This is a genomic window from Kocuria atrinae, from assembly GCF_039531425.1.
Taxonomy (GTDB): domain Bacteria; phylum Actinomycetota; class Actinomycetes; order Actinomycetales; family Micrococcaceae; genus Kocuria; species Kocuria atrinae.
The window spans coordinates 15,575-39,725 of sequence record NZ_BAAAQA010000012.1 but is presented as its reverse complement, the minus strand read 5'-3'; the positions used below and the strand labels follow the sequence as shown (position 1 = coordinate 39,725).

Here is a 24,151-nt window from a genome sequence, read left to right as displayed (position 1 = left end):
CATCATGCGTAACCGCCACAGGTCCTCCCGGTACGGCCGCTACTCCGGGGGCCCCGATCCCCTGGCACCACCCGTCGACCTCGCCGAGGCCCTCGACGCCGTCGCGGAAGACGTCATGTCCGGCTACTCCCCGGAACAGGCCATGCGTGAGTTCCTGCGCCGGGGCGGACGCAACCAGCGCGGACTGGACGATCTGGCACGCAAGGTGCAACAGCGGCGTCGTGATCTGTTGAGCAAGCACCGCCTGGACGGCACGATCCAGGAGGTCAAGGAGCTGCTGGAGAAGGCCTTGCGCGAGGAACGCAACCAGTTCCTGCGCGACGCTCGCATGGATCCCATGGACCGGCAGTTCCGCGAAATGCAATTGGACAGCCTGCCCTCCTCCCCCGCGGCTGCCGTCACGGAACTCGCCGACTACGACTGGCAGTCCGATACCGCCCGGCAGCACTACGAGCAGATCAAGGACCTGTTGGGGCGCGAGCTGCTCGACCAGCGGTTTGCCGGCATGAAGCAAGCGTTGGAGAACGCGACCGACGAGGACCGGCAGGCCGTGGCCGAGATGCTGGGTGACCTCAACGACCTGCTGGACAAGCACGCCCGCGGTGAAGACACCCCGGAAGACTTCGACGAGTTCATGGCCAAACACGGGGATCAGTTCCCCGAGAACCCGCAGGATGTGGACGAACTCATCGATGCGCTCGCCCAGCGTTCTGCTGCCGCCCAGCGCATGATGCGGTCCATGACGCAGGAGCAACGCGACGAACTGATGGCGCTGTCCGCACAGGCCTTCGGCTCGCCCGAGCTGATGTCCCAGCTCGACAGGCTGGACTCCTCCCTCCAAGCGTTACGACCGGGTGAGGATTGGACCGGTTCCGAGCAGTTCGACGGCGATCAGGGCCTCGGCCTGGGTGACGGCACCGGAGTGCTCCAAGACCTCGCGGACCTGGATTCGCTGGCCGAGCAGCTCTCCCAGTCCTATTCGGGATCCACGCTGTCCGACCTGGACATCGAGGCGCTGACCCGGCAATTGGGCGACGATGCCGCGGTCTCGGCCCGCACGCTGGCTGAGCTGGAAAAGGCCATGCAGAACAGCGGCTACCTGCGTCGCGGCACGGACGGGGACTTGAAATTGTCCCCGCGCGCCATGCGCAAGCTGGGGCAGTCCCTGCTGCGCGACGCCGCCGGGCGTATTTCCGGACGACAGGGCCGCAGGGATACTCGCTTGGCCGGAGCGGCCGGTGAGCAGACCGGGTCCAGCCGAGCGTGGGAGTTCGGGGACATGGAACCGTGGGATGTCACGCGCACCGTGACCAACGCGATCGGGCGCACAGCCGCCGCCGGCCAGGACCCGATGAAGGAACTGCGGATCGATGTGGAGGACATCGAAGTGCGTGAGACCGAGGCCCGCACCCAGGCCGCTGTCGTGTTACTCGTGGACACCTCGTTCTCCATGGCGCTGAACGGCCGCTGGGTGCCCATGAAGCGCACCGCGCTGGCGCTTCACCACTTACTCTCTACCCGGTTCAGGGGTGACCGGCTCGAGCTCATCACGTTCGGACGATACGCCCAGCGCATGGGCATCGGTGAGCTGACGTCCCTGCCCGCGTGGCACGAACAGGGAACCAACCTGCATCACGGCCTGTTGCTGGCGGGCCGGTTCTTCCGGCAGCACCCCAATATGCAGCCGGTACTGCTCGTGGTGACCGATGGCGAGCCAACCGCTCACCTGATGACGCACGGGAAAGCGTGGTTTTCCTATCCACCGGACCGCGAAACGCTGGTCAACACGGTGTCCGAACTGGATAAGGTCACCCGCCAAGGCGCGGAAGTCACGTTCTTCCGGTTGGGAGACGACCCGGGATTGGTCCGGTTCGTCCAAGCGATGGCCCAACGGGCCGGGGGTCGAATGGTCGCCCCGGATCCCGAGGACCTGGGCGCGGCCGTGGTGGGCGAGTTCCTGCGAAACCGCTACTCGGATCCCGTGTGGGACGTGGACTGGGACTGAGCGTTCGGCACATTCCACGGCCGGGGACCCGCCTCATCCCTTGTCACTCCTTCATTTGCATGGAAAAGTGATCTGAACCACGGCGCCATGACTGTGGCGCCCGGTCGCCCGACTAAACACCAGGAGGTCACCGTGAACCTGTCTTGGCTCACTCCCGTGCTCGAGAACGACGGACCGTTCCTGTCGATCTACATCGACTCCACTCGAACCGATCCCAGTTCCGCCTCGGGCCTGTCCACCCGGTGGGGAAATTTCCGTTCCAAACTCGCGGACGACGGCGCTCCGGACGAGATTCTCGAGGAGATCGAGGAAACCTTGTTGGAACCTTCACCGATCGGTGGCCGTCATGGACGCGCAATCCTTGCCACCGGTTCGGCAATTCTGGTCGACAGGGTGCTGCCCGCTCCCCCGCGCCAGGATTCGGCCCATTGGGGTGACGAACCCGTGCTGGTCCCCCTGTTGCAGGTGATCCCGACCGGGGTGCGTCAATTGCTCGTGGAAGTGGACCGATCAGGCGCTGATCTGCACCTGCGTGCTCCCGAAAACCCCACTATCACCAAGAATGACAATGGCCTGGGTGAAGACGCCTCGGTGGATGGCGGCCACGACGAACTGCACAAGGCCAGTGTGGGCGGTGGCTCCCAGCACGGCTGGCGCTCGAGCAATCAGGAAGCCCGGGTCGAAGATTCCTGGGAGCGCAACGCGGAGGCGGTCGCGTCCAAGGTCGATTCCATCGTGCGTGACCGTCAGCTGGACATGCTGCTCCTCACCGGCGACGTTCGAGCAGAGTCACTCCTCAAGGACGAGCTGAGCAAGGAGGCCTTGGCGATCCTGAAGGAAGTCCCGGGTGGCACGCGCGGTGTCAGCTTGGACCGCGCCTCGTTCCGGGAGGAAATGGCCCGTGTGACCGAGGAGTTCATCAAGAATCGTCAGCAGTCGCTCGCGGATCTGTTCACCGAGAACCAGAACCGCGGCGGTGAGTCCGTGGCCGGCTCGACCGAAGTCGCCGAGGCACTGCAGCGCGGTCAGGTATCCGAGCTCATCCTGACCATTGGTGCCGAACCGGAAAATGCGGAGGAACTCGCCCGACAGGCGCTCGCAACGGATGCCGGGATCTCGACACTGGGTTCCGAGTACGTGGACCTTCCGGATGGTGTGGGAGCGTTGCTGCGCTGGCGGGACGAGGCCACACCCTCGAACAGCCTGTCGAGCATGTCCGGGGACCACGGCCGCGAAACCGCGGTGGATCCGGACAGCCAAGAGTCCCCACGGGGTCAAGAAGAAGAATCCATCCGGCAGTGAGCAACCTGTTGAACCCTAAGGTTGCTGACTAGACTGGTCGGACGAGGCCCACCGGGCCAACGGCGGGCCGTTGGACCAGGAGGGCTGAGCAGTAGCACGCAATGTCGCGCAGAAGCTGATTGCCGATCACCTCGTCGAAGGCAGCATGGAACCCGGTTCCGAAGTGGGATTGCGGGTCGATCAGACTCTGACCCAGGACGCCACCGGCACCATGGTGATGCTTGAGCTGGAAGCCATGGAACTTGACCGGGTGCACACGGAGTTGTCGGTTCAGTACGTGGACCACAATTTGCTCCAGACGGACGAGAAGAATCCGGACGATCATCTGTTCCTCGAGTCCGCGGCTCAGCGGTTCGGATTGTGGTTCTCCAAGGCCGGCAACGGAGTGTCCCACCCGGTCCACCAGGCCCACTTCGGCCGCCCCGGCGTGATCATGATCGGCTCCGATTCCCACACGTGTGCCGCCGGTGCGCTGGGAATGCTGGCGATCGGCGTCGGGGGTCTGGAGGTCGCTATGGCCATGGCGGGCCAGCCGCTCTACGTGGCGATGCCCGAGATCTGGGGCGTGGAGCTGACCGGGCAGCTGCCCGATTGGGTGTCCGCCAAGGACGTGGTTCTGGAAATGCTGCGGCGTCACGGAGTCAAGGGCGGCGCCGGGCGGATCATCGAATATCACGGCGAGGGCCTGGCGCACCTGACCGCTATGGATCGACATGTGATCGCGAACATGGGTGCCGAGCTCGGCGCAACCACCAGCATCTTCCCCGCCGATGACGCAGTCCGACAGTATCTGGAAGCGGTCGGCCGCGGTGAGGACTACACGGAGATCGTTGCCGACAACGGCGCCGAATACGACGTCACCGAACACATCAACCTCTCTGAACTCGAACCACTGATCGCCAAACCTACATCCCCGGGCAACGTGATCCCGGTTGCCGAGGTGACGGACGAGGATGTGGCCCAGGTCGTGATCGGCTCCTCCGCTAACCCCGGCCTACGTGATTTCGCCGTGGTGGCGGAGATTCTCGACGGGCAGCAGGCCCACCAGGGAGTGTCCGTGGACATCAACCCGACCTCCCGCGAGGTCCTGGCCGACCTGATTTCCGGCGGGTGGTTGACCAGCCTGGTGGGATCCGGGGCGCGGATCCACCAGTCCGGATGCTTGGGCTGCATTGGCATGGGCCAGGCACCGGCGAGCGGTCGCAATTCGTTGCGCACCATGCCGCGGAACTTCCCGGGCCGTTCGGGCACCGAGGAGGACTCTGTCTGGCTGTGCTCCCCGGAAACGGCCTCTGCGGCCGCACTGACCGGAAAAATCACCGACCCTCGGACCCTGGAGGACAGTCACGGAATCTCCTACCCGCGCCCGGAGATGCCCGAGACCTACAGCGTGATCAATGACATGCTGTTGCCCCCGTTGGAACCGGAGAAAGCCAACAAGGTAGAGCTGGTGAAGGGCCCGAATATTTCTGCGCTTCCGGATTTCGAACCGATCCCGGACCAGCTGTCAGCGCCAGTGCTACTGGTCATGGGGGACGATGTTTCCACGGACGAGATCATGCGGGCAGGCTCCCAGGTACTGCCCTATCGCAGCAATATCCCCAAGATCGCGGAGTTCTCCTTCACGAGGATCGACAAGACCTACCCTGAACGAGCACATCAGGCGAAGGACGGTCACGTAGTGGTGGGTGGAGACAACTACGGACAGGGATCCTCCCGCGAACACGCCGTGATTGCTCCGCGCTATCTGGGGTTGCAGGCCGTCATCGCCAAGTCATTCGCCCGAATTCACTGGCAGAATCTGGCGAACTTCGGGATTCTCCCGCTGGAGTTTGACGATCCGTCCGACTACGACGAGATCTCGCAGGACGACCAGATGCTCGTCGATGACCTGCATGAAGCACTGCGGGCCGGACGCACCCTCACCGCCACCATCGGTGACCGTGAGGTGAAGCTCAACCACAGGCTGTCCGACCGGCAAGTGGACATGGTGCTGGCGGGTGGTCGTATTCCACTCACCGCGCAGCAATCTCAGTGAGTAGAGGAATCCGTGGCGGCAACATTCCGTGAGGGCAGAGGGCCGGGCGTGGTTGGCAAGCCTCCTTACCATGACTGTGGCACCATGAGGTCAACCCGCGAATGACCAGGAGGTGGAAGGCCATGCATCTGCCTCGCGCCCTCATGACCATGTCCGCTGGAGCGTTCACGGCCAATTGCGCCCTGGGTGCCTCGGTGGCTGCCGGGTGGATCGATACGTCAGACTTCCGCTGGGTCCACCACGGTTTATACGTCCTGACCGCATCCACGACCTGCGCGGCGTTCGTGGCGTGTACCGCTCGACGATCCCCCGCGGCCTTCGCGCTGGCCCCCGCTGTCCTTCCGCTGTTCATGCTGCAGCATCACGGAGCGCACCCGCTCCAACGGCACACCCGAGACGCTTTGTCAGCGGCCCCCTGCTACGTGGCCGGCCTCGTGCTGGCCTGGAGGTAATCCATGGAGTTCCTCGACGCCGTGTTCAACCGGCGCACCACCAACGGCCCCTTCCGCCCGGATCCGGTCAGCCCCGAGCATCAACAGACCCTCATCCGCGCGGCCGCCGCCGCGCCCTCGCAGTTCAACAGTCAACCGTGGCGGTTCGTGGTCATCGAAGATCGGGACACCATCAACACGGTCGCCTCCATCAGCGGCGAGAGCATGACCGAGGTCATGAGCTCGGGCACTTTCTTCAACCGCTACAAGAAGTACTTCAGGTTCAGCCAGAAAGAAATGGACACGCTGCGCAGCGGCATGCTGTTCGACAAGCTGCCCGCTCTGCTGAGGCCTTTCACCTCCCGGGCGTTCACACCCTCCGGCCAGAACCTCATGAACAAGCTGCGGGTGCCGCAGACCTTGGGCGAGGAGAATCGCAAGCTCGTGGCCGGGTCACCGTTGCTGCTGGGCGTCATGCTTGAACGCGGCGAGTACCGCCCCGAAGAACTGTCCGGGTTCTACTCCGTGTTCAGCATGGGCGCGGCCATGGAGAACCTCTGGTTGACCACCGTGGAATTGGGCATGGGCATCCAGTTCGTGTCTTTCCCAATGGAGGCCCCGCATCAGTGGCAGCGCATCGTGGACATGTTGCGAGTACCTGACGACCTTGAGCTGATGGCCGTGTACAGGTTGGGTTATCTTCCGGAGCGAACCCACCGCCCGGCCATCGACTGGTCCAGCCGAGAGCGCAAACGCCCCTCCCAATTCGTGTTCCGGGAGACCTGCGACGTTCCTCAGGAGGGCTGGGACAACGACGTTCGCCCCGGCTCCGCCTGAGCCGGGTACACCGCAAGTAGTCGGAAGAAGCACTGCTGCCGAACACGCCACGTAGCAGGCAGCGCTTCCACCAGTTCATCCCGGCGGTAGCTGCGCCGGACCGACAGCAGGCCATCGAAGCGGGCGAAGGTCCGGGCTCGGATGAGTGGCAGTGTGCCCAGCCAGTACAGCAACCAGGCCGCACGGCTCCGCCTCAAGTCATTGTGCACCGCCACTGAGCGGGTCAGAGCCGAGGTGTCCGCCAGCAAGGCAGATAGCTCGGACGGCGATAAGTGGTGAAGCACGTGATTGGAGACCACCACGTCGAAGCGTTCACCCGCGGTCACCAATTCCGCGGTGGACTGGGCGCGGTACTCGACCCCGGCACCGTTGTCATGCGCGGAAGACCAAGCGTGGGCTCGGGGGTCCGGATCGATGGCCGTAATCGCAAGATCGAGTCCGTCGCGGCGAGTCCACCGGGAGAGGCTGCTAGCGACGTCGCCACCCCCGCTGCCCACATCCAAGAGGGTGGGTGTGCGGCCCTCCAAGGACGCGGAGCGAATGGCCGGACGGATCCACCGGCGGTAGACGGGCCGCCATGAGGCGACCATCGGATTGATGACCCCGAACAACCTGTAGGTGTTGTCCAACGCCACGGGGTCGCAGTTCGGATCATCCATGAGCTCCGGCTCGTCAATACTTCGACGGCGCAGCAGCGGGTCCATCATTGCCCGGTTGCTTCGGCAGACACCGTTGCTTCGGCAGACACCGCGCGCAGCAACGCGCTCTCAATACTCAGTCCGGGGCCGAAAGCCATGGCCCCCACTAGACCGCTGGTTCCGGAGGTTCGGATTCTCTCCAGTACGAAAAGAATGGTCACGCTACTCATGTTCCCGGCATCCGCGAGGACCGCGCGCGAGGGCTCCATGTGGTCGTCGGCGAGCGCCAGACGTGACTGCACCTTGTCCAGGATGCTTCGACCGCCGGGGTGAACGGCCCACAACGGAATGTCTGCGACGCTCAGGTCTGCCCGGGATAGCAACGGCGCCAGCGCATCCGTGACGTGATCGTCGATGATGCGGGGAACGTAGGTGCCCAGGATCATCTCGAACCCTTCGTCGCCCACGCTCCACGCCAGGTCCTCCTCGCCCACGGGCGCGAGGGTTGTCTCGAAATCCAGTAATTCCAGCGCAGGTTCCGGTGACCGGTCACCGGTGTCCCGCGCGGTGATCACTGTGGCCGCAGCACCGTCTGCGAACAGCGCATTGCCCATGATGGTGTCCGGGTCGTTGCGCACGTGCAGGTGCAAAGTACACAGTTCCACGCACACCACTAGCACCACGGCCCGGGGATCCGAACGGCACGCGGTGTGGGCGGCCCGCAAGGCAGGGAACGCGGCGTTGCATCCCATGAATCCCAAATGCATGCGGGACACATCCGTGGGCAGACCCAGGTCCTTGACCACGCGGACGTCCGGCCCCGGTGCGAAGAATCCCGTACAGGACACGGTGATCACATGCGTGACGTCCTGCGGGGTCACGGCCGGTGCCGCCTGAGCGAGCGCGGTGCGCGCCGCCCGCACGAAGAGCCGTTGCGCGTGGTCGGTATAGATCTGGTTCCGCGTCTGCGTTCCTGGGGAGAGCAAATGCCCGGTGGCGGGATCTACAAAGGGCGACGGCGCGGCGTCGTCATCGGCCTCTACACTGTCGGTCGCAGCGGCCGCCCCAAGCTCCGGCAGGACTGTGTAGCGGGTCGCGACCCCGGATCCCGCGAAGGCCGAGCCGACCAACCGCGACCCCAGTCGGGTCATGTCCGGCTGCTCAGCGAAAAGCCTTGCGACGTCCGGCTGGTGGATCCGGGTATCCGGAACAGCGGTCGCAATCGTCAGCATGCGTACGGTCATACCCCATGGTAGGCACGGCAGCCACCATGACGGTCGATCACTCGCTGACGGGCGCAGCCGAGGCCATCGGTTCGATCAATCCGCTGGTCGACGGAACTCCTCGGGAACTTCTTCCAGCAATCGCAACCACATTTCGGAGACCGTCGGGTAGCTGGGCACCGCATGGCGCAGCACGTGCACCGGAATCTGCCCGGTGATGGCGATGGTGGCGGCGTGCAGCTGTTCGCCGGCTTCCGGCCCCACGAACGTGGCACCCACCAGACGTCGAGTCGAGCGGTCCACCACGATTTTGGCCCGCCCCGGAACGTCATTGCGCAGAAGGGCGGCTCCCGCCGTGGAGTTGTAAGGCACCTCGGCAGTGACCGCCTCGATCCCCTGGTCACGCGCGGCGGCCTCGGTGAGCCCCACCTGTGCCACCTGTGGTTCTGTGAAGATCACTTGAGGGACGGGAGGACCTTCCACCGGGAAAGGCTCGGGCGCGCCCGTGGCCGTGGCACGGATCTTGGCACCCACCACGCGCGCCCGGTACTTGCCCCAGTGAGTCAGGGGAACATCGCCGCTTGCATCGCCCACGGCATGTAACCAGTCGGGGAGGTTGTCGCCCAGCACCTGGTCCGAAGTGACGCTGACGGCGTCCAGCCCCAGGTCACTCAATCGCGGAGCACGTCCTGTCGCCACGAGCACCTCGTCCACCTCGAAATCACCCGCGGACGTCTTAAGCTGCACCGCACCACCGTGGATTTTCCCCAGTCCGGTGGGCTCAGGATTCTCCCTGGTGCACGAGGTCACGGACGCGTTGAACACCGCGTCCACACCGTGGGCCTTCATGCCATCCAGTACGGTCTGCCCGGCGAACGGTTCATTGTCTGACAACAGGCCCGAACCGCGTACGAGCAGTGTCACATGCGACCCGAGACCGGACAGCCATGTGGCGGCCTCGCACGCGACCACCCCGCCGCCCACGATCGCCAGTCGTTCGGGTATCTCAACCACACCGGTGGCATCCGCGGAAGTCCACGGCTCCGCACCCTCGAATTCCGCGGGAATCTTGGGTTCACTGCCCGTCGCGATGATCACGGAGTGCCGCGCGGTGATGGTGAGCGCAGCGGAGTCGTCGACCCGAACCGTGCGTTCGCCGACAAGGCGAGCGTGACCGCGAACCACCTGGATCCCTGCCGATTCCGCCCACTCGACCTGGGAAGAATCGTCGTAATTCGACACGAAGGAATCCCGGCGCTCGAGCATCCCACCGTGGTCCAGGCGCGCGGGCGAGACGCCGTCAACGTCTGCGGAGGTGCCAGCGACATCGAGGGGGCGCAGCAGGGCCTTGCTGGGCATGCACGCGTAGTAAGAACACTCGCCACCCAAAAGGTGGCCCTCCACGATGACGGCCGTGAGATCGGTGCCTTCGATCGTGTATTGGGCGGCGTTCTCGCCCACGGCTCCCCCACCGATGACGACGACGTCCACGGTGAGTTCCTGAGTTTGCGGTTGTTGCGTGTGGGGCATGAGCACCTCTTCTTGACGTGTCGGTGTGGTGGGGCCGGTAATCCGACCCCACCACACCGGGTGGGAAGCCTACTGATTATTCAGAAGCCTACTGACAATTAATGGCATCGTAAGCGCCCACGCCCGCCCTGACCAGATCCCCTAGTGATGACCACCACCGTGCACATCGTGGAAGGCCATGATGCTCTTGGGCAGCACCGTGAAGGGCCGCATCATCGTGTGGTCCTCGTGATCCAGAATGTGGCAGTGGTACATGAAACTGCCCGTGGCGCCGGTGAAGTCACCGAGCACCTGGACCCACTCCCCGGACTGAACGACCCACGTGTCCTTCATCCCCGCGGTCATCGGACTCACCGGGCGACCGGCTCCGGGAACGGGCAACGGATTGGGAGTTGAAGCCGTCGCGAGGTTGAAGCCGGGCACCGACCCACCGGGACCGAGCGGCCACTGCCACCGATTGAGCATCTGGAACTCGGTCATGTGGATGTGCATCGGATGCGCCGGACCACCGAGATGCAGGATGTTCCAGACGGCCCAGTCACCTTCGGAGAACCTGATGGTCAGGGATTCGTCGAACAACTTGGCCGCCGGCTTGAACGTGAGGACCTTGCCGTCCGCACGGGTCACCCGGATCACCTCCGTGGTGCCGGGGCCCTCGCCCTCCGCAAGCTCACGCAGCTCCCACATTTCCGGGTGCACGGAGCCCCCGATACCGGGAGGAACTACGGCCACCCAGGCATGAGCGTGATGGTCGATCACTCGGTCACCGATGATCAATTTGCCGTCATCCGTGTGGCGGTAGCGCACGTACTCCCCATTGAGAACGCCGGGGAGCCGGAACCGGTCGAGCACGCGGCGATCATCCACGCGGAACTGCATGACGCTTGCGTCTGCCTGCCCCGGTTGAGCATTGAGTGCCGTGCCGTTCTCATTGCGCAGCTCCAGGGTCCGGCCGCGGTACTTGGAGAAGTCCACGAGCACGTCCACCCGCTCGCCCGGGCCCATGTCCACGATCCCGTCCTGGGGAATGAAGGGCGCAGGCAGTAGGCCTCCGTCCGTGCCAATGACCACCAGCGCATCGGTCTTGCGGCGCGCGCCGAAGGCAGGGTCCGTGCTGGGAATGTCCTTTGTCGGCGTGAACTTTTCATCCGTGGTGTCGTGGATGGAGAAACGGTGGATCCGCGAACTGGAGCCGTTGAGCAACCGCAGTCGGTACCAGCACGCGTCCACGTCCTTGGTGGGCCAGATCTTCCCGTTGACCATGTTGAACGGTGCGCTGACGGGAATTTCACCCTTGATCCCGGTGGAACCCGTGAAGCCGGCCTGCTTGTACAGGGCACGCCCCGTGAACTTGATGGTCCCCGCCGGCGCGCCCGCCTCGGATTCCAGATTGCGATCCGCGATACCGAGGAACAGCTCACGCTCACCCGACGGCAAGCGAAGCCGCGCTTCCTGCTCGTCCCGAATGATGTAGAACCCTGAAAGACCCGCGAATACGTTGAACCTGGTCACCGCCATGGCGTGATCGTGATACCAGAGGGTGGTTGATTCTTGACGATTCGGGTAGGTACAGCGCGTGACACCGCCCGGCAGGGTCACGTTGTGGGCCCAGCCATCGTTGTGGCCGTCCGTTAATGCGCCGTGGAGATGCACCACGGTGGCTGCGGTGAGTTCGGCGGTATGGTCCAATCGCGGATAAGAATCCTCGCCGGGGCCCTTGTCCGCGGCCCGACCGCCCGGGAGGGCGGCGGCGCGGAAGTTCGCGTTCACCCCGGGCTGCCCAGGAGGTAACGGAGGCAATGCGGGCACGCGTACGACGTCGTACGGCAAGTTCAGCGCCTTGCCGTCCCGCTCCAGCCCGTTCTCCCAATCGATGCGCACGGCGCGGTCCCGCTGGACCTCGATCGTGGGGCCGGGAAGGCCGCCCTCGTAAGTCCACGCCTCGGCGGGCGGGATGTCCGCGTGAAACTGCACCCGCCCGAGTTCGGCACGAACGCGAATGGGACTGCCCGCCGGCCGACGCCACGCGCGAATGATGGTTGGCTGTGGGAGGCGATCACGAAACTTCTTCAACCCCAGCCCCGAGTCAACTCCCGGCAACGGGACTGGCCGCGGCGGCCACCACGGGAAACCGGCTGGCGGGCGCACTCCCGGCCGGTTCGCCGACGGCGCTTGCCCACTCATGGGTTCGCGCATCGGCTCTTCGGACGTGTCCGGCTCCACAGGAGCGAGAGTGATTCCAGGCTCCGATGGAAGCGGCGGTGCGCTTCCGGTCTGGGCAAGGTTAGCGTACTCGACCGAGCCTGGCGCGGGGAGATTCTGCGATTCGGGGGTGGGAGTATTCATGATTAGCCCTCGCTTAGCGAGTAGTGCTGCGGCAAGTGAGCCCTCCGCGACCTACGTCGACCCTCAGTTGCCCTGATAAAAAATTAGCATAAGCAAATACCGGAGAGTAGGGGGTCACGTTTTGGTTAAGCATGTGAGGTCGCCCGGCGAGGGCCCAATGGCGGACAGAAGTAAACCCCGGCCTCAATAACGAGGCCAGGGCCGACTCCAGAGTGTCCTATGCACCCAGAACAGACTGTGCGATGAGATGGTCGAGCTTCCGCACATCGATACCGCGTCCGACGTTGATCTTGATCCGACCCGCCCGGGTCCACAGTTCAATCTCGGCATTCAGGTCGATCGTTCCGGCGTTTTCCGTGGACCACATGTTGATACTCGAGTAAGGAATCGAGTAAGTCTCAACTTTCTTCCCTGTAAAACCTTGAGCATCACGGACTATCAGTCGCCTGTTCGTGAACGTTGCAGTATCTCGTACGGTCTTGAAGGAAACGACAGGGGTTTCGCCGGGAACGAGCAGCTCTGGAATGTCATGGGGAGTGTCAATTTGAGACGTGAACGTCCATCCACTGTTCAATACTTGGTCACTCATGGGTTAGCCCTCTTTCATTGTTTCGTCTACGGGGACTTCTCGGCCTCACGATTGCCGACGAGCGTTGGAGGTGAGTGGCATTCGAAAGGTCTCAATCACATATTACTGATGAGTTGCGAGTTTCAATCTTAAACAAAGGATCATGATGAGAAACAGCAAGGTGTGCATCTGCGCCCCATCAACCGGAACAGGAACTGGCGAGTCACCGCCATTGAATTCACGGACTCTTATGGCACACCATGGCGTCGTAACGAACAAGGACTGTTGAGTCTGCAGACGAAGGAGACACCATGATTCAGGCAACCCCATACATCGGCTTCGAAGGCCAGGCAGAAGAAGCGCTCATGTTCTACCACTCCGTCTTTGGCGGGGACCTCAAGATCACGCGTTTCCGAGACTTCGGCATGGTCGAGGACACCCCTGACTGGGTCATGCATGGTCAGCTCGACACCGACATGGGGTGGAGTCTCATGGCCTCCGACAACCCGGGCGGCGTCACGGGAGGCAGTCGTATCAACGTCTGCATCTGGGGCGACGACGAACAGCGCATGACCGAATTCTTCAACGCACTCGCTCAGGGTGGCACGGTGGAGATGCCGCTTGAGAAGCAGGAATGGGGTGACTCCTTTGGCGGGTTACGCGATCGGTTCGGGGTCGACTGGGGTGTGAACATCGGTTCCAAGGAGTCGTAATACTCCTGGTCACCCTCGCTTGTGACATGCGTCATGCGTAGCGTGGAGTTGCCACACCGTTGAGCGGTCGGCATCACTTCCCGAACGCGCCGGCCCAGCGGACCGACGATGAGGAGATGCCATGAACGAGCGTGAACTGACTTCCCCGACCGATTCGACTGACCTGGCTGGCGCCCCCCAAAAGAAGATCTCTCGAGCCCGAACCGGCATGGCCTTCCTGGGTCTGGCGGGACTTCTCACGCTCGCCGCGTGCGGCGACAACGCAGGCGGTGGCGGCGGAGAGGAAACGGGCTCCGAAGAGACGAGCGCGGCGGCGTCGGAACCCGAAACCATCGCTACGGCGGACGTCCAGAATGCCGACGGCGTTGACTTGGGCACCGTGGAATTCTCCTCAGCGGAAGACAATGACCAGGCCATGGTCGTTTCGGCCGAACTCTCAGGACTGGAACCCGGCTATTACGGGTTCCACGTGCACGCGCACGGCGTGTGCGAGGCGGAGAGTTCCGCGCCCGATGACCCGTCCGAGACCGGTGCGTTCCTGTCCGCGGGTGGTCACTTGGGCGGCGACGACGCCCGGCACCCCGAGCACGCAGGCGACCTTCCCGCGCTGCTAGTCATGGAGTCAGGCGAGGCCAAGCTGACGTTCCAGACGGATCGGCTCACCAGGGACAACCTGATGGACGATGACGGTTCCGCGCTCATGATTCACTCCGACCCGGACAATTACGCCAACATTCCCGAACGCTACGCTGCCGACGGCGCGGACGAGGACACTCGGTCCACCGGCGATGCGGGCAGTCGCCTGGCGTGCGGTGTCATCGAGTAGTCGCCTCTTTGCTGCCGCGGTAGGCGGTTCAATACTCGCGCAGCGGCACAAACCTAAACTGCCCGTGGCGGGTGACCTTCACGCCCTTTTGACGACGGCGCACACGCAGCATTTCGTCCGCCACCGGAACGACCATGACGCCGCTCTCCCCCAGCTGTTCCACGAGCTGCTCGGGGAGGGCATGCGCCATGGCGGAGACGAGAATTCGATCGAAGGGCGCCTCCTCCGGGGCTCCGAGCGCACCCTCGATTGCTTGCCTGACCTGTACCCACGGCTGGCCTTGTCGTTCGTTCGCGGCCCGGGCCAGGTCGACGAGTTCGGGGATGCGTTCGACACCGATCACTTCACCGTGGCTCCCGACCAGGTGGCCCAGTAGCGCCGAGCTCCATCCGGACCCGGCTCCCACATCCAGCACGCGATGGCCGGGCTGCACATCCAACAGTTTGAGCATGGCCCTGACTGTGCTCGGTTGGGAATTGGTTTGCCCGTGCCCAATGCTCAACGGGGCGTCCACGAACGCGAACTGGTGAGCTTCCACAGGGAGGAAGTCTGTTCGTTTAATACGCGTAAATGCTTGGGAGATTGGATCCATGGCTGTCTCTAACGAAATGAACTGTTTCTCGATTCTGCCCGTTCGGTAAACCGTTCTGGAGACCTCAGCACCAACATGACGGCGACGATCAGCGCGGACAAGGTGCCCGTGATCATGTCAATCATGGTGTCGTAATTATCGATCTGCGCCCGTGATCCAATCATTTGATCCGCCGCGAACTCCCCGATTTCCCACAGCATGGCCACCAGTGCGCTGAATGACGTGACCACGGTCGCGTGAAGCCACCGCGGCATCTGGAATCGGTGCTTGCGCATGACAGCGCGGAGAATGTAATCCGCCCACAGCGCGATCATGATGCCCGAATAAAAGTGGACGATGGTGTCCCACGGTTGCCAGACGTCGTAGAACCGCAAGTAGCTGCCCATGTATCCGCCGGTGAAAATCAGCACGGCGTAGAGCAGCTGAAGATACAGCGGGATGCGAACCCGCGCGATGGCTTCAATCACCAACGGACTCAGGGACACCTGCAGCAGCCCCATGGCCATGACCGCACTTTCAGGGTTCCCGCCCGCCGTGTCCCCGATGAATGACACCAGCAACACCAGTTCCACCACGATGAGCGGCGCGTGCCTTAGCAGCATTCCGCTGAGAGAAACACGTTTCACCATGCTGCTGACCCTACGCGCCTACCTGTGGATATTCTTGTGCCCCAGCCACGGAAGTAGGTTTGACCTCATGAGCCACCGGGACATCGTCAACAAGCTCCTGGACGAGCACGGACAGACCTACGCCCAGGAAGCGGGCATCCATCTCAAGGACACCCCCGCTCCCCTGTTTCAGCTCCTAGTTCTGGCCAACCTGTTGTCCACCAGGATCAGCGCCACTATTGCCGTCGCGACGGCTCACGAGCTCATCAACAGTGGCTTCACCACGCCCGAGAAAATGCGCGACGCCACCTGGCAACAACGCGTCGACGCTCTCGGCCGGGGTGGTTACCGCCGCTACGACGAACGCACTTCCACCATGCTCGGCGACGGCGCCGCCCTCCTTCTCGACACCTACGGCGGGGACCTGAGGCAATTGCAAGAGCAATCCGAGAATCCCAAAGACGTGCTGAAACGGTTGCAGGAGTTCCCGGGCATCGGCCCGACGGGCGCAGCAATTTTCGCTCGCGAGGTTCAAGGAGTGTGGCCGATCATGGCTCCGTTCTTCGATAAGAAGGCCCTGGATGGCGCGCGCAAGCTTGAGCTGCCGAACAACCCGGATTCTTTGAGTCGCTTGGTGTCATCCGAGGACTTACCGCGGTTGGCCTCCGCCCTGGTGCGTGTGGCCTTGGACCGATCCAAGAAGTAGAACGGAGAATCGCATGAACGCCGATGTCATTGTGGTGGGAGCCGGTCTCGCCGGTCTGGTAGCCACCGCGGAACTGACCAGTGCGGGACTGCGTGTCTTGCTGGTCGATCAAGAGTCAGAAGCCAACCTGGGTGGCCAAGCACATTGGTCGTTGGGTGGGCTCTTCATGGTGAATACCCCCGAGCAGCGCCGCATGGGCATCAAGGATTCCCCCGAGCTGGCCATGCATGATTGGCTCGGTAGCGCGGGTTTCGATCGCAACGTGGATGACCCCGCCGGGGAAGATTACTGGGGCTTCCGCTGGGCCCAGGCGTACCTGGACTTCGCTGCTGGTGAGAAACGCTCGTGGCTGCACAGTCGTGGTCTGCGCTGGGTTCCGATCGTGGGTTGGGCCGAGCGGGGCGGGTATCTCGCGGACGGCCACGGCAACTCGGTGCCACGTTTTCATTTGACATGGGGAACGGGACCGGGCGTCGTCGCACCTTTCGAACGGGCCGTGCGAGATGCGCACGACGCCGGTCTGGTCACCTTCGCGTTCCGGCATCGAGTGGACGAGCTCGTGAAGTCTGGCGGCGCCGTCGACGGCGTGAGCGGCGTCGTACTGGCTCCCGACACCGCTCCGCGCGGGGCCGCAACCAACCGTTCGGAACTCGAGGCATTCGAGTTCACGGCCCCTGCTGTGCTCGTCACCGCGGGTGGGATCGGCGGTAATAAGGATTTGGTGCGCGCGAACTGGCCCGAGCGGTTAGGGCAAGTGCCACGCAAGATGATCACGGGCGTGCCCGAGTACGTGGACGGCCGCATGCTGGGCTTCGCGGAGGCCGCCGGCGGTCGGATCGTGAATCGCGACCGGATGTGGCATTACACGGAAGGTGTGACCAACTGGGATCCGATTTGGCCTGATCACGGGATTCGAATCGGATCCGATTTGGCCTGATCACGGGATTCGAATCATTCCCGGGCCGTCTTCTCTGTGGTTCGACGCGCGCGGTCAGCGGCTGCCTGTGCCGAACTTCCCGGGTTTCGACACGCTGGGGACGCTCAAGGCGATCGGCCACAGCGGGTACGACTACACGTGGTTCGTGCTGACGCAGCGGATCATCGAGAAGGAGTTCGCGCTGTCCGGATCGGAGCAGAATCCGGACGTGACCGACCGCGATTTGAAACTCACCCTGAACCGCGTGCTGCCCGGCGCGGCTGGTCCGGTCGAGGCGTTCAAGAAGCATGGCGAGGATTTTGTGGTGGCGTCATCCCTGAGCGAGCTGGTGGCAGGCATGAACGCACTGACTGACGAACCGCTCATCGAGCTCGCGGACTTGGAGCGACAGATCGTGGCGCGAGACCGCGAGATGGACAACCCGTTCACTAAGGATCTGCAGGTTTCAGCGATCCATAACTCTCGACGGTCGCGCGGCGAGAGGCTGGCGCGAACGGCATCACCGCACAAAATTCTCGATCCGAAGGCAGGACCACTCATCGCGGCGCGGTTGAACATCATCACGCGCAAGACTTTGGGCGGCCTGCAGACGGACCTGTCCGGGCGCGTTCAGGGCCTGGACCATTCGCCCGTTCCTGGACTGTGGGCCGCGGGCGAGATCGCGGGTTTCGGTGGCGGCGGGATGCACGGCTACCGCTCGTTGGAGGGCACGTTCCTGGGCGGCTGCATGTTCTCCGGCCGTGAGGCGGGACGGGGTATTGCGGAGGAGCTGAGGGGGTAGTTTTAACGGATTGGCAGGATGTGCATCAGAGGTGACCAACCCGATAGTGAGTGCGACCTGGACACCACGTATTTGGGTAGCGAATTGATGGGGCCCGCAACAGGGTTCTCGGCGGGATCTGCCATCGGCCAGAACTTGGAGAACATTTCATAGGTCCGCCGCCCAAGGATGATGCCGTCGACCGATTCGAGCCAATGCAGTTGCTCAGAATCCTGCTCGCTCACTGGTCCTGATGACTCCGTCGCATCGACAGTGTCGGCCGCTCCGAAGAAATCGATTCCACCGTCAGACTCGGCCGCGAATCCGTCGGCGGAGATTATTTGTTCGATCGTGATGGCACCCATTGGGCTGCCCTCTCTGTTTCGATGTACCCCTGCGCTACTGCCCCGACATCAATGCGAGTTCATTCAGGCTTTCGCGCGTCCCCTGGGGTCTCAACTCAGCTTACTTCTTCATATACGGGCCACGACAGGGATACCCCATTGCATGCGTGTCGGTTACCCATCAACGAGACCACGTTCGGGTGACAAGCTCGTACTGGGGAATTATGAGCGGTAAGTTGCCCAGATCTGCTCGTACGCCAACTCCGTGGCCGCAAGTCCGGCCCCCAACAACGGCGCGTCTTCATCGAGGGCACTCACAACCACTTCGAGTTCCCCATCCAGAAAATGAGGGTTTAGTGCATCACGGAGCATGTCCATGAACTCTCCACAGCGCGAGAATGGGCCGCTAATAACAAGAGCCCGCGGATCCAAGAATGTTGCGATATTTCCCATTGCCGAAGCTAGGGCATCGACAAACCGTTGTGCGCCGTCGCCTGGAGGGCTTGCCATGAACAACTCTTTGGTGCGTTCAACATCCAGGCGCTCTCCGCCAGGCGAAGCCACACCGAACTCCAGCAGGTGACTCATGAGTGAGCGTCCGCTGTAGCGCAAGTAGCCCAGTTCACCAGCAGTTCCGCGTTGTCCGCGCTGGACAGTACCCGACATGACAATTCCCGCGCCCACGCCCGGACCGATGTAAAACAAGACCACGTCATCCATGCCCGAGGCCCCGCCGACCTGGTGTTCGGCCAAGGTGGCCCAGTTGACGTCGTTGTCCAAACGCACTGGTCCGTCACACACTGTGCGCAGAACAGACACAAGATCTCCCAGCCCTTCCGGGAAGGGAGTGTTTGGCAACTCGATAGCGCGCTGAGACACGGGGTTCACGGGGTTACCCTGCAAAGCCGTGGCCGCCAGACACCGGTTTCCGGTGGCTCGAACTGCTTGTTTCGCCAGCAATCGCAGTGCTTCTTCCAACTCGGAACCCGTCATGTCCTCCGGAAGCTCCTGGCTGAACTCCTTGAGAACTCCCCCGCGCAAGTCCTGGGTACGAACCCTCGCGCGCCCTGAAGCCGCGGCAATCGCCAACGTGTGCCCGTATGTGGAGTTGATGTCGTAAAAATCCGGGGTACGGCCGCGCTTGACGGGCACTAGTTCGGCAGGTCTTTGCGCGCTGATTATTAATCCTGCCGCACTGAGCCGCTGAGCCGCCTCGGAAGCGGTGGGACGAGACAAGCCCACCGTTGCCGCGATATTTGCGCGCGAATCGGGTCCGTGGTGCAACAAGTGGTTGAAGAACAACCGGTCACTCACCGCAGCTAAGGATTGCGGCAGCTGCTCTTGATTCTCGATCAGCGTCTGCGGGGGGCGAGTCACGACGCACATCCTTCTCGGGATTTTTCGTAAAGGGTCTTCACAAATCCTACCCGCACCCCATATGCTCGTCATCACATTAATAAAGATTCCTTACTAAGGAACCCTGACGAAAGGAATGACCATGGAACAGGCCCATGCCGCACCTCAGGTCCCCGCAGATGTTCCCGGAGAGATCCGGGCCATCAAAGCGAAGCTCCGGGAGCAGATCGGGGACGTCGAAGGCGTTTTCCGCCAGCTCGAGGATCGAATCAAGGTCCAGGTCGAGGAGATCGAAGCTCGCCGCGCCAATGGTGAGGATGTCTGGCCCGTCTTCGACTACGCCGAGATCGAAGCTGGCGCCGTCACTGATGAGCAGATCGCCGAAGTCAAGAAACGCGGATGCATGGTGGTACGGGAGCACTTCCCCCACGATCAGGCCCTGGACTGGGACCGCGACCTCGTGAACTACGTGGAGGTCAACGACTTTGACAACCAATACCGAGGGCCCGGTGACGACTTCTTCGGCACTCTGGGACAGAGCGCATCTCGCCCGGAGATTTACCCGATCTACTGGTCACGGCCTCAGATGGAGGCACGACAGGACAAGCGCATGGCCTCTGTCCAGTCTTTCCTCAATCACCTGTGGAAGTACGAGTCCGAGGGCAAGACCTGGTTCAACCCCGATCAGGATTCGATGTATCCCGACCGCATTCGTCGCCGTCCCCCGGGCACCACTTCAGGCGGACTTGGCGCACACACCGACTCGGGTGCACTCGAACGGTGGCTCCTGCCCGCGTACCAAAAGGTCTTTCGTCATGTCTTCAATGGACAGCCCGACAAGTACGACCCCTGGGACGCGGCGTACCGCACCGATGTGAACGAGTACGAGGGCGGAAGCACCATGTGCTCGATGTTCCGGACGTTCCAAGGGTGGACGGCCTTGTCCGATATGACCAACGATCAGGGTGTTCTGCACACCGTGCCCATTCCGGAGGCCATGGCGTACATTTTGCTGCGCCCGTTGCTTTCTGACGTTCCCGAGGACGAGCTGTGCGGTGTGAGCCCTCGGCACGTACTCCCGATCAGTGAAGAGTGGCACCCCCTGTTGATGCGCGCGCTCACGCCCATCCCCGATCTGAAAGCCGGAGATTCAGTGTGGTGGCATGCCGATGTCATCCACTCCGTGGCACCTGTTGAGGATCAGCAAGGCTGGGGGAATGTCATGTACATCCCGGCCGCCCCGATGTGCGAAAAAAATGCCCGGTATGCCGCAACGGTGGCCGAAGATTTCCAGGCCGGGCGTTCTCCGCGCGATTTCCCGGAGGAGAACTACGAGACCGAGTGGCAGGATCGCTTCACCCAGGGAGAGCTGAACGAAATCGGTCAGCGCGGCTTGGGCTTGGGTGTGTGAGCCGTGCTGACAGCAACGCCCGCAACGTCCAATGATGGGCGGATCTCTGCGCGATTGATCGGGATTGCCATGGTGGCCGCATTAGGTGGTTTCCTCTTCGGCTATGACAGCGCCATCATCAACGGCACCGTTGATGCGGTACGCGAGCAGTTCGGCCTGGGATCGGCGTTGATCGGGTTCACCGTCTCTTGTGCCTTGCTCGGTGCTGCGGTGGGGGCCTGGTTTGCCGGTGTCTGCGCGGAACGCTACGGGCGAGTGCGCACCATGCTCATTGCCTCGTTCCTACTGACCATCAGTGCTCTGGGTTCTGGCTTGGCCTTCGGTGTCTGGGATCTCATCTGGTGGCGTTTTGTCGGCGGTGTCGGCGTGGGCTTCGCGTCCGTGATCGCCCCCGCTTACATCGCGGAAATCGCCCCGTCCCGGCAACGCGGTCGACTGGCCACGCTGCAGCAGTTGTCACTGGTGGTCGGCATCTTCCTGGCCTTTCTCGCGAGCGCTTTCATTGTGTGGGACACCGGGGGCGCCGCTGAGGCGGGCTGGTTCGGCCTGGATTCTTGGCGATGGATGTTCCTTAGTGAACTTGTTCCTGCGTTGCTGTACGGCTTACTGGCGGCGCGGCTTCCCGAGTCACCCCGCTACCTGGTTGAGAAGCAACGGGACGATGAGGCTCGGAAGGTACTGACGCACGTAGTAGGTCTCGCCCCCGGCTCCGAAACTGACACGAAAGTCGAAGAGATTCGGCACACGGTCCACACCGAGCGTCGGCAGCGCTTCCGCGATCTTCTCGGGAGCCGCTTCAACTTCCACCCGCTGGTGTGGGTAGGAATCATCTTGTCCGTGTTTCAGCAGTTCGTGGGCATCAACGTGATCTTCTACTACTCCACAACACTGTGGAAGTCCGTCGGGTTCCAAGAATCGGACTCGTTCCTGATCTCGGTCATCACATCGGTGACAAACATCGTCGCGACCATCATCGCGATTTCGCTGATTGATGTGCTCGGACGTAAGACGCTGCTGTTGATCGGTTCCGCCATCATGACGGTGTCATTGGGCACCATGGCCGTGGCCTTCGCTCAGGCAGTGTCCGTGAACGGCGAGCTTCAACTGCCTGGTTCTTGGGGAATGATCGCTTTGGTCGCAGCGAACCTGTTCGTTGTCGGTTTTGGCGCCAGCTGGGGACCGATTGTCTGGGTACTGCTGGGTGAAATGTTCCCCAATAGCATCCGGGCGCTGGCCCTGGGAGTGGGCGGAGCAGCCCAGTGGATTGCGAACTTCGTGGTCAGCACTACGTTCCCGACTCTCGCGGATGCGGGGCTGCAGGTGGCGTACGGCATCTATGCCGCATTCGCCCTGCTGTCACTGTTGTTCGTGTGGCGGTATGTGCGTGAAACGAACGGACGGCAATTGGAGCAGATGACGCTCTAGCTCCCACTGAGGTCCCCCACCTCGCGTCTATGAGTCTGTGACCCTGCAGCTGATCAGCTGCGGGGTCGCAGACTTTTCTCATCTCGGACCCCGTTAATCCGCGGGCGCACAGGGGACGACCCCTTCAGGTCTTCACGAGCTGGTCACCCGCCTGACTCGTACTCGCCACTTCCATCAAGCACCGTTGATCCTGCTGACACGCTCGGGACCTGGGGGAATACACCGTCAAGTTGGTCTCGAGTTGCCCGAAGTTCTTGAACGAAAGGTTCACAGTGAACACTAGAAGCAACCGCACTTTCGGCCGCATCTCCAAGGCCACGGCGGCCGCGGCGCTGTCCGTCGCCGTCCTGGCACCAATCACCGCACCGGCTTACGCACAGCCCGATACCCGCCCGACAGCGGAGGCTGCGGCGAAGAACGAGACGCGGGCGGCGTCGTCGGCGAACGAACCTTTGCTGATCGGCCACCGCGGCGCGGCAGGTACTGCCCCCGAGAACACGGTGTCGGCTTTCAAGGACGCGCGGTCCTCACACGCGGACTACTTTGAGATCGATGTGCAGCTTTCCGCGGACGGCGTGCCGTTCCTCTTCCACGATGACACCCCCGCGCGCACCACCAACGTGGAAGACGTGTTCCCGGGCCGCGAAAACGACCCGATCACCTCGTTCACCTGGGCCGAGCTGCAGCAGCTCGATGCGGGTTCGTACTTCTCGGACAAGTTCGTGGGCGAGAAGATTCCGCACTTCAATGACGCCGCCAAGATCGCCAACAACAAGATCGGCGTGTTCATCGAGATCAAGTCGCCGGTCAACTCCCCCGGCATTGAAAAGGTCGTCGCGGACTCGCTGCAGAACAATCGCGACTGGAATCGCCTGCTGAAGAACGATCAGATCGAGGTCTTGGGCTTCGACGCCGCGTCCAATCAGCGCTTCTCGGAGCTCGCCCCGGACGTTCCCCTCCAGCAGCTGATCGGCACCGTGCCCGACTCCGCAACCCTGGCGCAGATCGCCACCTACGCCGATCACTTCGGCACGAGCTACCGGAACCTGGACGCCGCCAGCGTGGCGCGTGTCAAGGCCGCGGGCATGGGCATCGGAGTGTACACCGTGAACTCCACCGAGGCCTATGACCAGATGGTGGCGCTGGGCGTCGACCGCGTGACCGGGGACTTCCCCATTCAATTCTCCCGCCACGAACGCGGTCAGAAGCCGTTCCCGCAGAACACGGGCGTACAGATCGCTGACTCGATCAACGATGTGCCCGGCGATGACCTGCAGCCGGAAACCGGCGAGCACGTGATTTTGCAGAACACCACGAACCGCACCATCGACGTCTCCGGATACATCATTCGCGACGCTGCCAATACCCAACTCACCGTGGGCAACGGCTACGTCCTGGCGCCGGGTGCGCAGCTGCGCGTCTACACCGGTCCGGGCACCAACCGCGCGGACGCCTACTACAACAACGGCACCGCCAACGTGCTCAACAACGGCGGCGACTCCATCGCCCTGTGGACCGGCAACGGAAACCTGCAGGACACCTTCGCGAACTAACT

Annotated in this window: 20 protein-coding genes and 1 pseudogene; 12 read left to right on the top strand and 9 right to left on the bottom strand. The window is 62.8% G+C overall.

Annotated features, from left to right (window positions below; genetic code table 11):
• Nucleotides 1–4: 4 nt before the first annotated feature.
• The 5 genes from ABD283_RS05835 (at nucleotide 5) to ABD283_RS05815 (ending at nucleotide 6,613) form a co-directional block, all read left to right on the top strand.
• On the top strand, nucleotides 5–2,005 hold the full coding sequence (locus ABD283_RS05835; RefSeq protein ID WP_344224046.1) for a vWA domain-containing protein: 2,001 nt from the start codon (nucleotides 5–7) through the stop codon (nucleotides 2,003–2,005).
• A gap of 87 nt (nucleotides 2,006–2,092) precedes the next feature.
• The gene (locus ABD283_RS05830) at nucleotides 2,093–3,307 is read left to right on the top strand and encodes a baeRF2 domain-containing protein (RefSeq protein ID WP_344224045.1); all 1,215 of its coding nucleotides are present in this window, start codon (nucleotides 2,093–2,095) and stop codon (nucleotides 3,305–3,307) included.
• A gap of 145 nt (nucleotides 3,308–3,452) precedes the next feature.
• Nucleotides 3,453–5,345, top strand: coding sequence for an aconitate hydratase (locus ABD283_RS05825; protein ID WP_425552805.1), 1,893 nt, complete (start codon nucleotides 3,453–3,455; stop codon nucleotides 5,343–5,345).
• A 122-nt stretch (nucleotides 5,346–5,467) separates the two neighbouring features.
• Nucleotides 5,468–5,797, top strand: a complete 330-nt coding sequence (locus ABD283_RS05820) for a hypothetical protein (protein WP_344224044.1) — start codon at nucleotides 5,468–5,470, stop codon at nucleotides 5,795–5,797.
• 3 nt (nucleotides 5,798–5,800) lie between these two features.
• Nucleotides 5,801–6,613 carry a nitroreductase family protein gene (locus ABD283_RS05815; protein WP_344224043.1) on the top strand — a complete coding sequence of 271 codons (813 nt, stop codon included), beginning with the start codon at nucleotides 5,801–5,803 and terminating at the stop codon, nucleotides 6,611–6,613.
• Here ABD283_RS05815 and ABD283_RS05810 read toward each other — a convergent pair.
• The 5 genes from ABD283_RS05810 to ABD283_RS05790 form a co-directional block, all read right to left on the bottom strand.
• Nucleotides 6,571–7,320: a class I SAM-dependent methyltransferase gene (locus tag ABD283_RS05810; RefSeq protein ID WP_344224042.1), complete on the bottom strand. Its 750-nt coding sequence runs from the start codon at nucleotides 7,318–7,320 to the stop codon at nucleotides 6,571–6,573. The genes ABD283_RS05815 and ABD283_RS05810 overlap by 43 nt on opposite strands.
• Nucleotides 7,317–8,495, bottom strand: coding sequence for a type III polyketide synthase (locus tag ABD283_RS05805; RefSeq protein ID WP_344224041.1), 1,179 nt, complete (start codon nucleotides 8,493–8,495; stop codon nucleotides 7,317–7,319). The genes ABD283_RS05810 and ABD283_RS05805 overlap by 4 nt, the downstream gene beginning before the upstream one ends.
• A 75-nt stretch (nucleotides 8,496–8,570) precedes the next feature.
• A complete protein-coding gene (locus tag ABD283_RS05800) occupies nucleotides 8,571–10,004 on the bottom strand; it encodes a dihydrolipoyl dehydrogenase family protein (protein ID WP_344224040.1) in 1,434 nt (477 codons plus the stop codon).
• Nucleotides 10,005–10,145: 141 nt separating this feature from the next.
• On the bottom strand, nucleotides 10,146–11,978 hold the full coding sequence (locus ABD283_RS05795; protein WP_344224039.1) for a multicopper oxidase family protein: 1,833 nt from the start codon (nucleotides 11,976–11,978) through the stop codon (nucleotides 10,146–10,148).
• A 589-nt stretch (nucleotides 11,979–12,567) separates the two neighbouring features.
• Nucleotides 12,568–12,939, bottom strand: a complete 372-nt coding sequence (locus ABD283_RS05790; RefSeq protein WP_129700059.1) for a PH domain-containing protein — start codon at nucleotides 12,937–12,939, stop codon at nucleotides 12,568–12,570.
• 290 nt (nucleotides 12,940–13,229) lie between these two features.
• Here ABD283_RS05790 and ABD283_RS05785 point away from each other — a divergent pair, with 290 nt between their 5' ends.
• Together ABD283_RS05785 and ABD283_RS05780 are read left to right on the top strand one after the other, a co-directional pair.
• Nucleotides 13,230–13,631: a VOC family protein gene (locus tag ABD283_RS05785; RefSeq protein WP_315279994.1), complete on the top strand. Its 402-nt coding sequence runs from the start codon at nucleotides 13,230–13,232 to the stop codon at nucleotides 13,629–13,631.
• A 121-nt stretch (nucleotides 13,632–13,752) separates the two neighbouring features.
• Complete coding sequence (locus ABD283_RS05780; RefSeq protein ID WP_344224038.1) at nucleotides 13,753–14,457, top strand: superoxide dismutase family protein; 705 nt, start codon at nucleotides 13,753–13,755, stop codon at nucleotides 14,455–14,457.
• A gap of 28 nt (nucleotides 14,458–14,485) precedes the next feature.
• Here ABD283_RS05780 and ABD283_RS05775 read toward each other — a convergent pair whose 3' ends face one another.
• On the bottom strand, nucleotides 14,486–15,049 hold the full coding sequence (locus ABD283_RS05775; protein WP_344224037.1) for a protein-L-isoaspartate O-methyltransferase family protein: 564 nt from the start codon (nucleotides 15,047–15,049) through the stop codon (nucleotides 14,486–14,488).
• Nucleotides 15,050–15,057: 8 nt separating this feature from the next.
• Nucleotides 15,058–15,651 (bottom strand): DUF2238 domain-containing protein, encoded by a 594-nt coding sequence (locus tag ABD283_RS05770; RefSeq protein WP_344224035.1) that lies wholly within the window; start codon nucleotides 15,649–15,651, stop codon nucleotides 15,058–15,060.
• Between the two features lie 94 nt (nucleotides 15,652–15,745).
• On the opposite strand from ABD283_RS05770, the gene ABD283_RS05765 reads away from it, so the two are divergent.
• Together ABD283_RS05765 and ABD283_RS05760 are read left to right on the top strand one after the other, a co-directional pair.
• The gene (locus tag ABD283_RS05765; protein WP_344224034.1) at nucleotides 15,746–16,363 is read left to right on the top strand and encodes an HhH-GDP family DNA glycosylase; all 618 of its coding nucleotides are present in this window, start codon (nucleotides 15,746–15,748) and stop codon (nucleotides 16,361–16,363) included.
• Nucleotides 16,364–16,376: 13 nt separating this feature from the next.
• Nucleotides 16,377–18,081: pseudogene (locus tag ABD283_RS05760) on the top strand (FAD-binding dehydrogenase).
• Nucleotides 18,082–18,083: 2 nt separating this feature from the next.
• Here the strand turns inward: ABD283_RS05760 and ABD283_RS05755 are convergent.
• Nucleotides 18,084–18,425, bottom strand: a complete 342-nt coding sequence (locus ABD283_RS05755) for a dihydrofolate reductase family protein (protein ID WP_344224033.1) — start codon at nucleotides 18,423–18,425, stop codon at nucleotides 18,084–18,086.
• A gap of 201 nt (nucleotides 18,426–18,626) precedes the next feature.
• Nucleotides 18,627–19,781 (bottom strand): ROK family protein, encoded by a 1,155-nt coding sequence (locus ABD283_RS05750; RefSeq protein WP_344224032.1) that lies wholly within the window; start codon nucleotides 19,779–19,781, stop codon nucleotides 18,627–18,629.
• Nucleotides 19,782–19,902: 121 nt separating this feature from the next.
• Here ABD283_RS05750 and ABD283_RS05745 point away from each other — a divergent pair, with 121 nt between their 5' ends.
• The 3 genes from ABD283_RS05745 to ABD283_RS05735 all read left to right on the top strand — a co-directional run bounded on the left by ABD283_RS05745 (nucleotide 19,903) and on the right by ABD283_RS05735 (nucleotide 24,149).
• On the top strand, nucleotides 19,903–21,171 hold the full coding sequence (locus ABD283_RS05745) for a DUF1479 domain-containing protein (protein ID WP_344224031.1): 1,269 nt from the start codon (nucleotides 19,903–19,905) through the stop codon (nucleotides 21,169–21,171).
• A 6-nt stretch (nucleotides 21,172–21,177) separates the two neighbouring features.
• Nucleotides 21,178–22,596 carry a sugar porter family MFS transporter gene (locus ABD283_RS05740; RefSeq protein WP_425552806.1) on the top strand — a complete coding sequence of 473 codons (1,419 nt, stop codon included), beginning with the start codon at nucleotides 21,178–21,180 and terminating at the stop codon, nucleotides 22,594–22,596.
• 272 nt (nucleotides 22,597–22,868) lie between these two features.
• Nucleotides 22,869–24,149 (top strand): glycerophosphodiester phosphodiesterase family protein, encoded by a 1,281-nt coding sequence (locus tag ABD283_RS05735; RefSeq protein ID WP_344224029.1) that lies wholly within the window; start codon nucleotides 22,869–22,871, stop codon nucleotides 24,147–24,149.
• Nucleotides 24,150–24,151 lie beyond the last annotated feature (2 nt).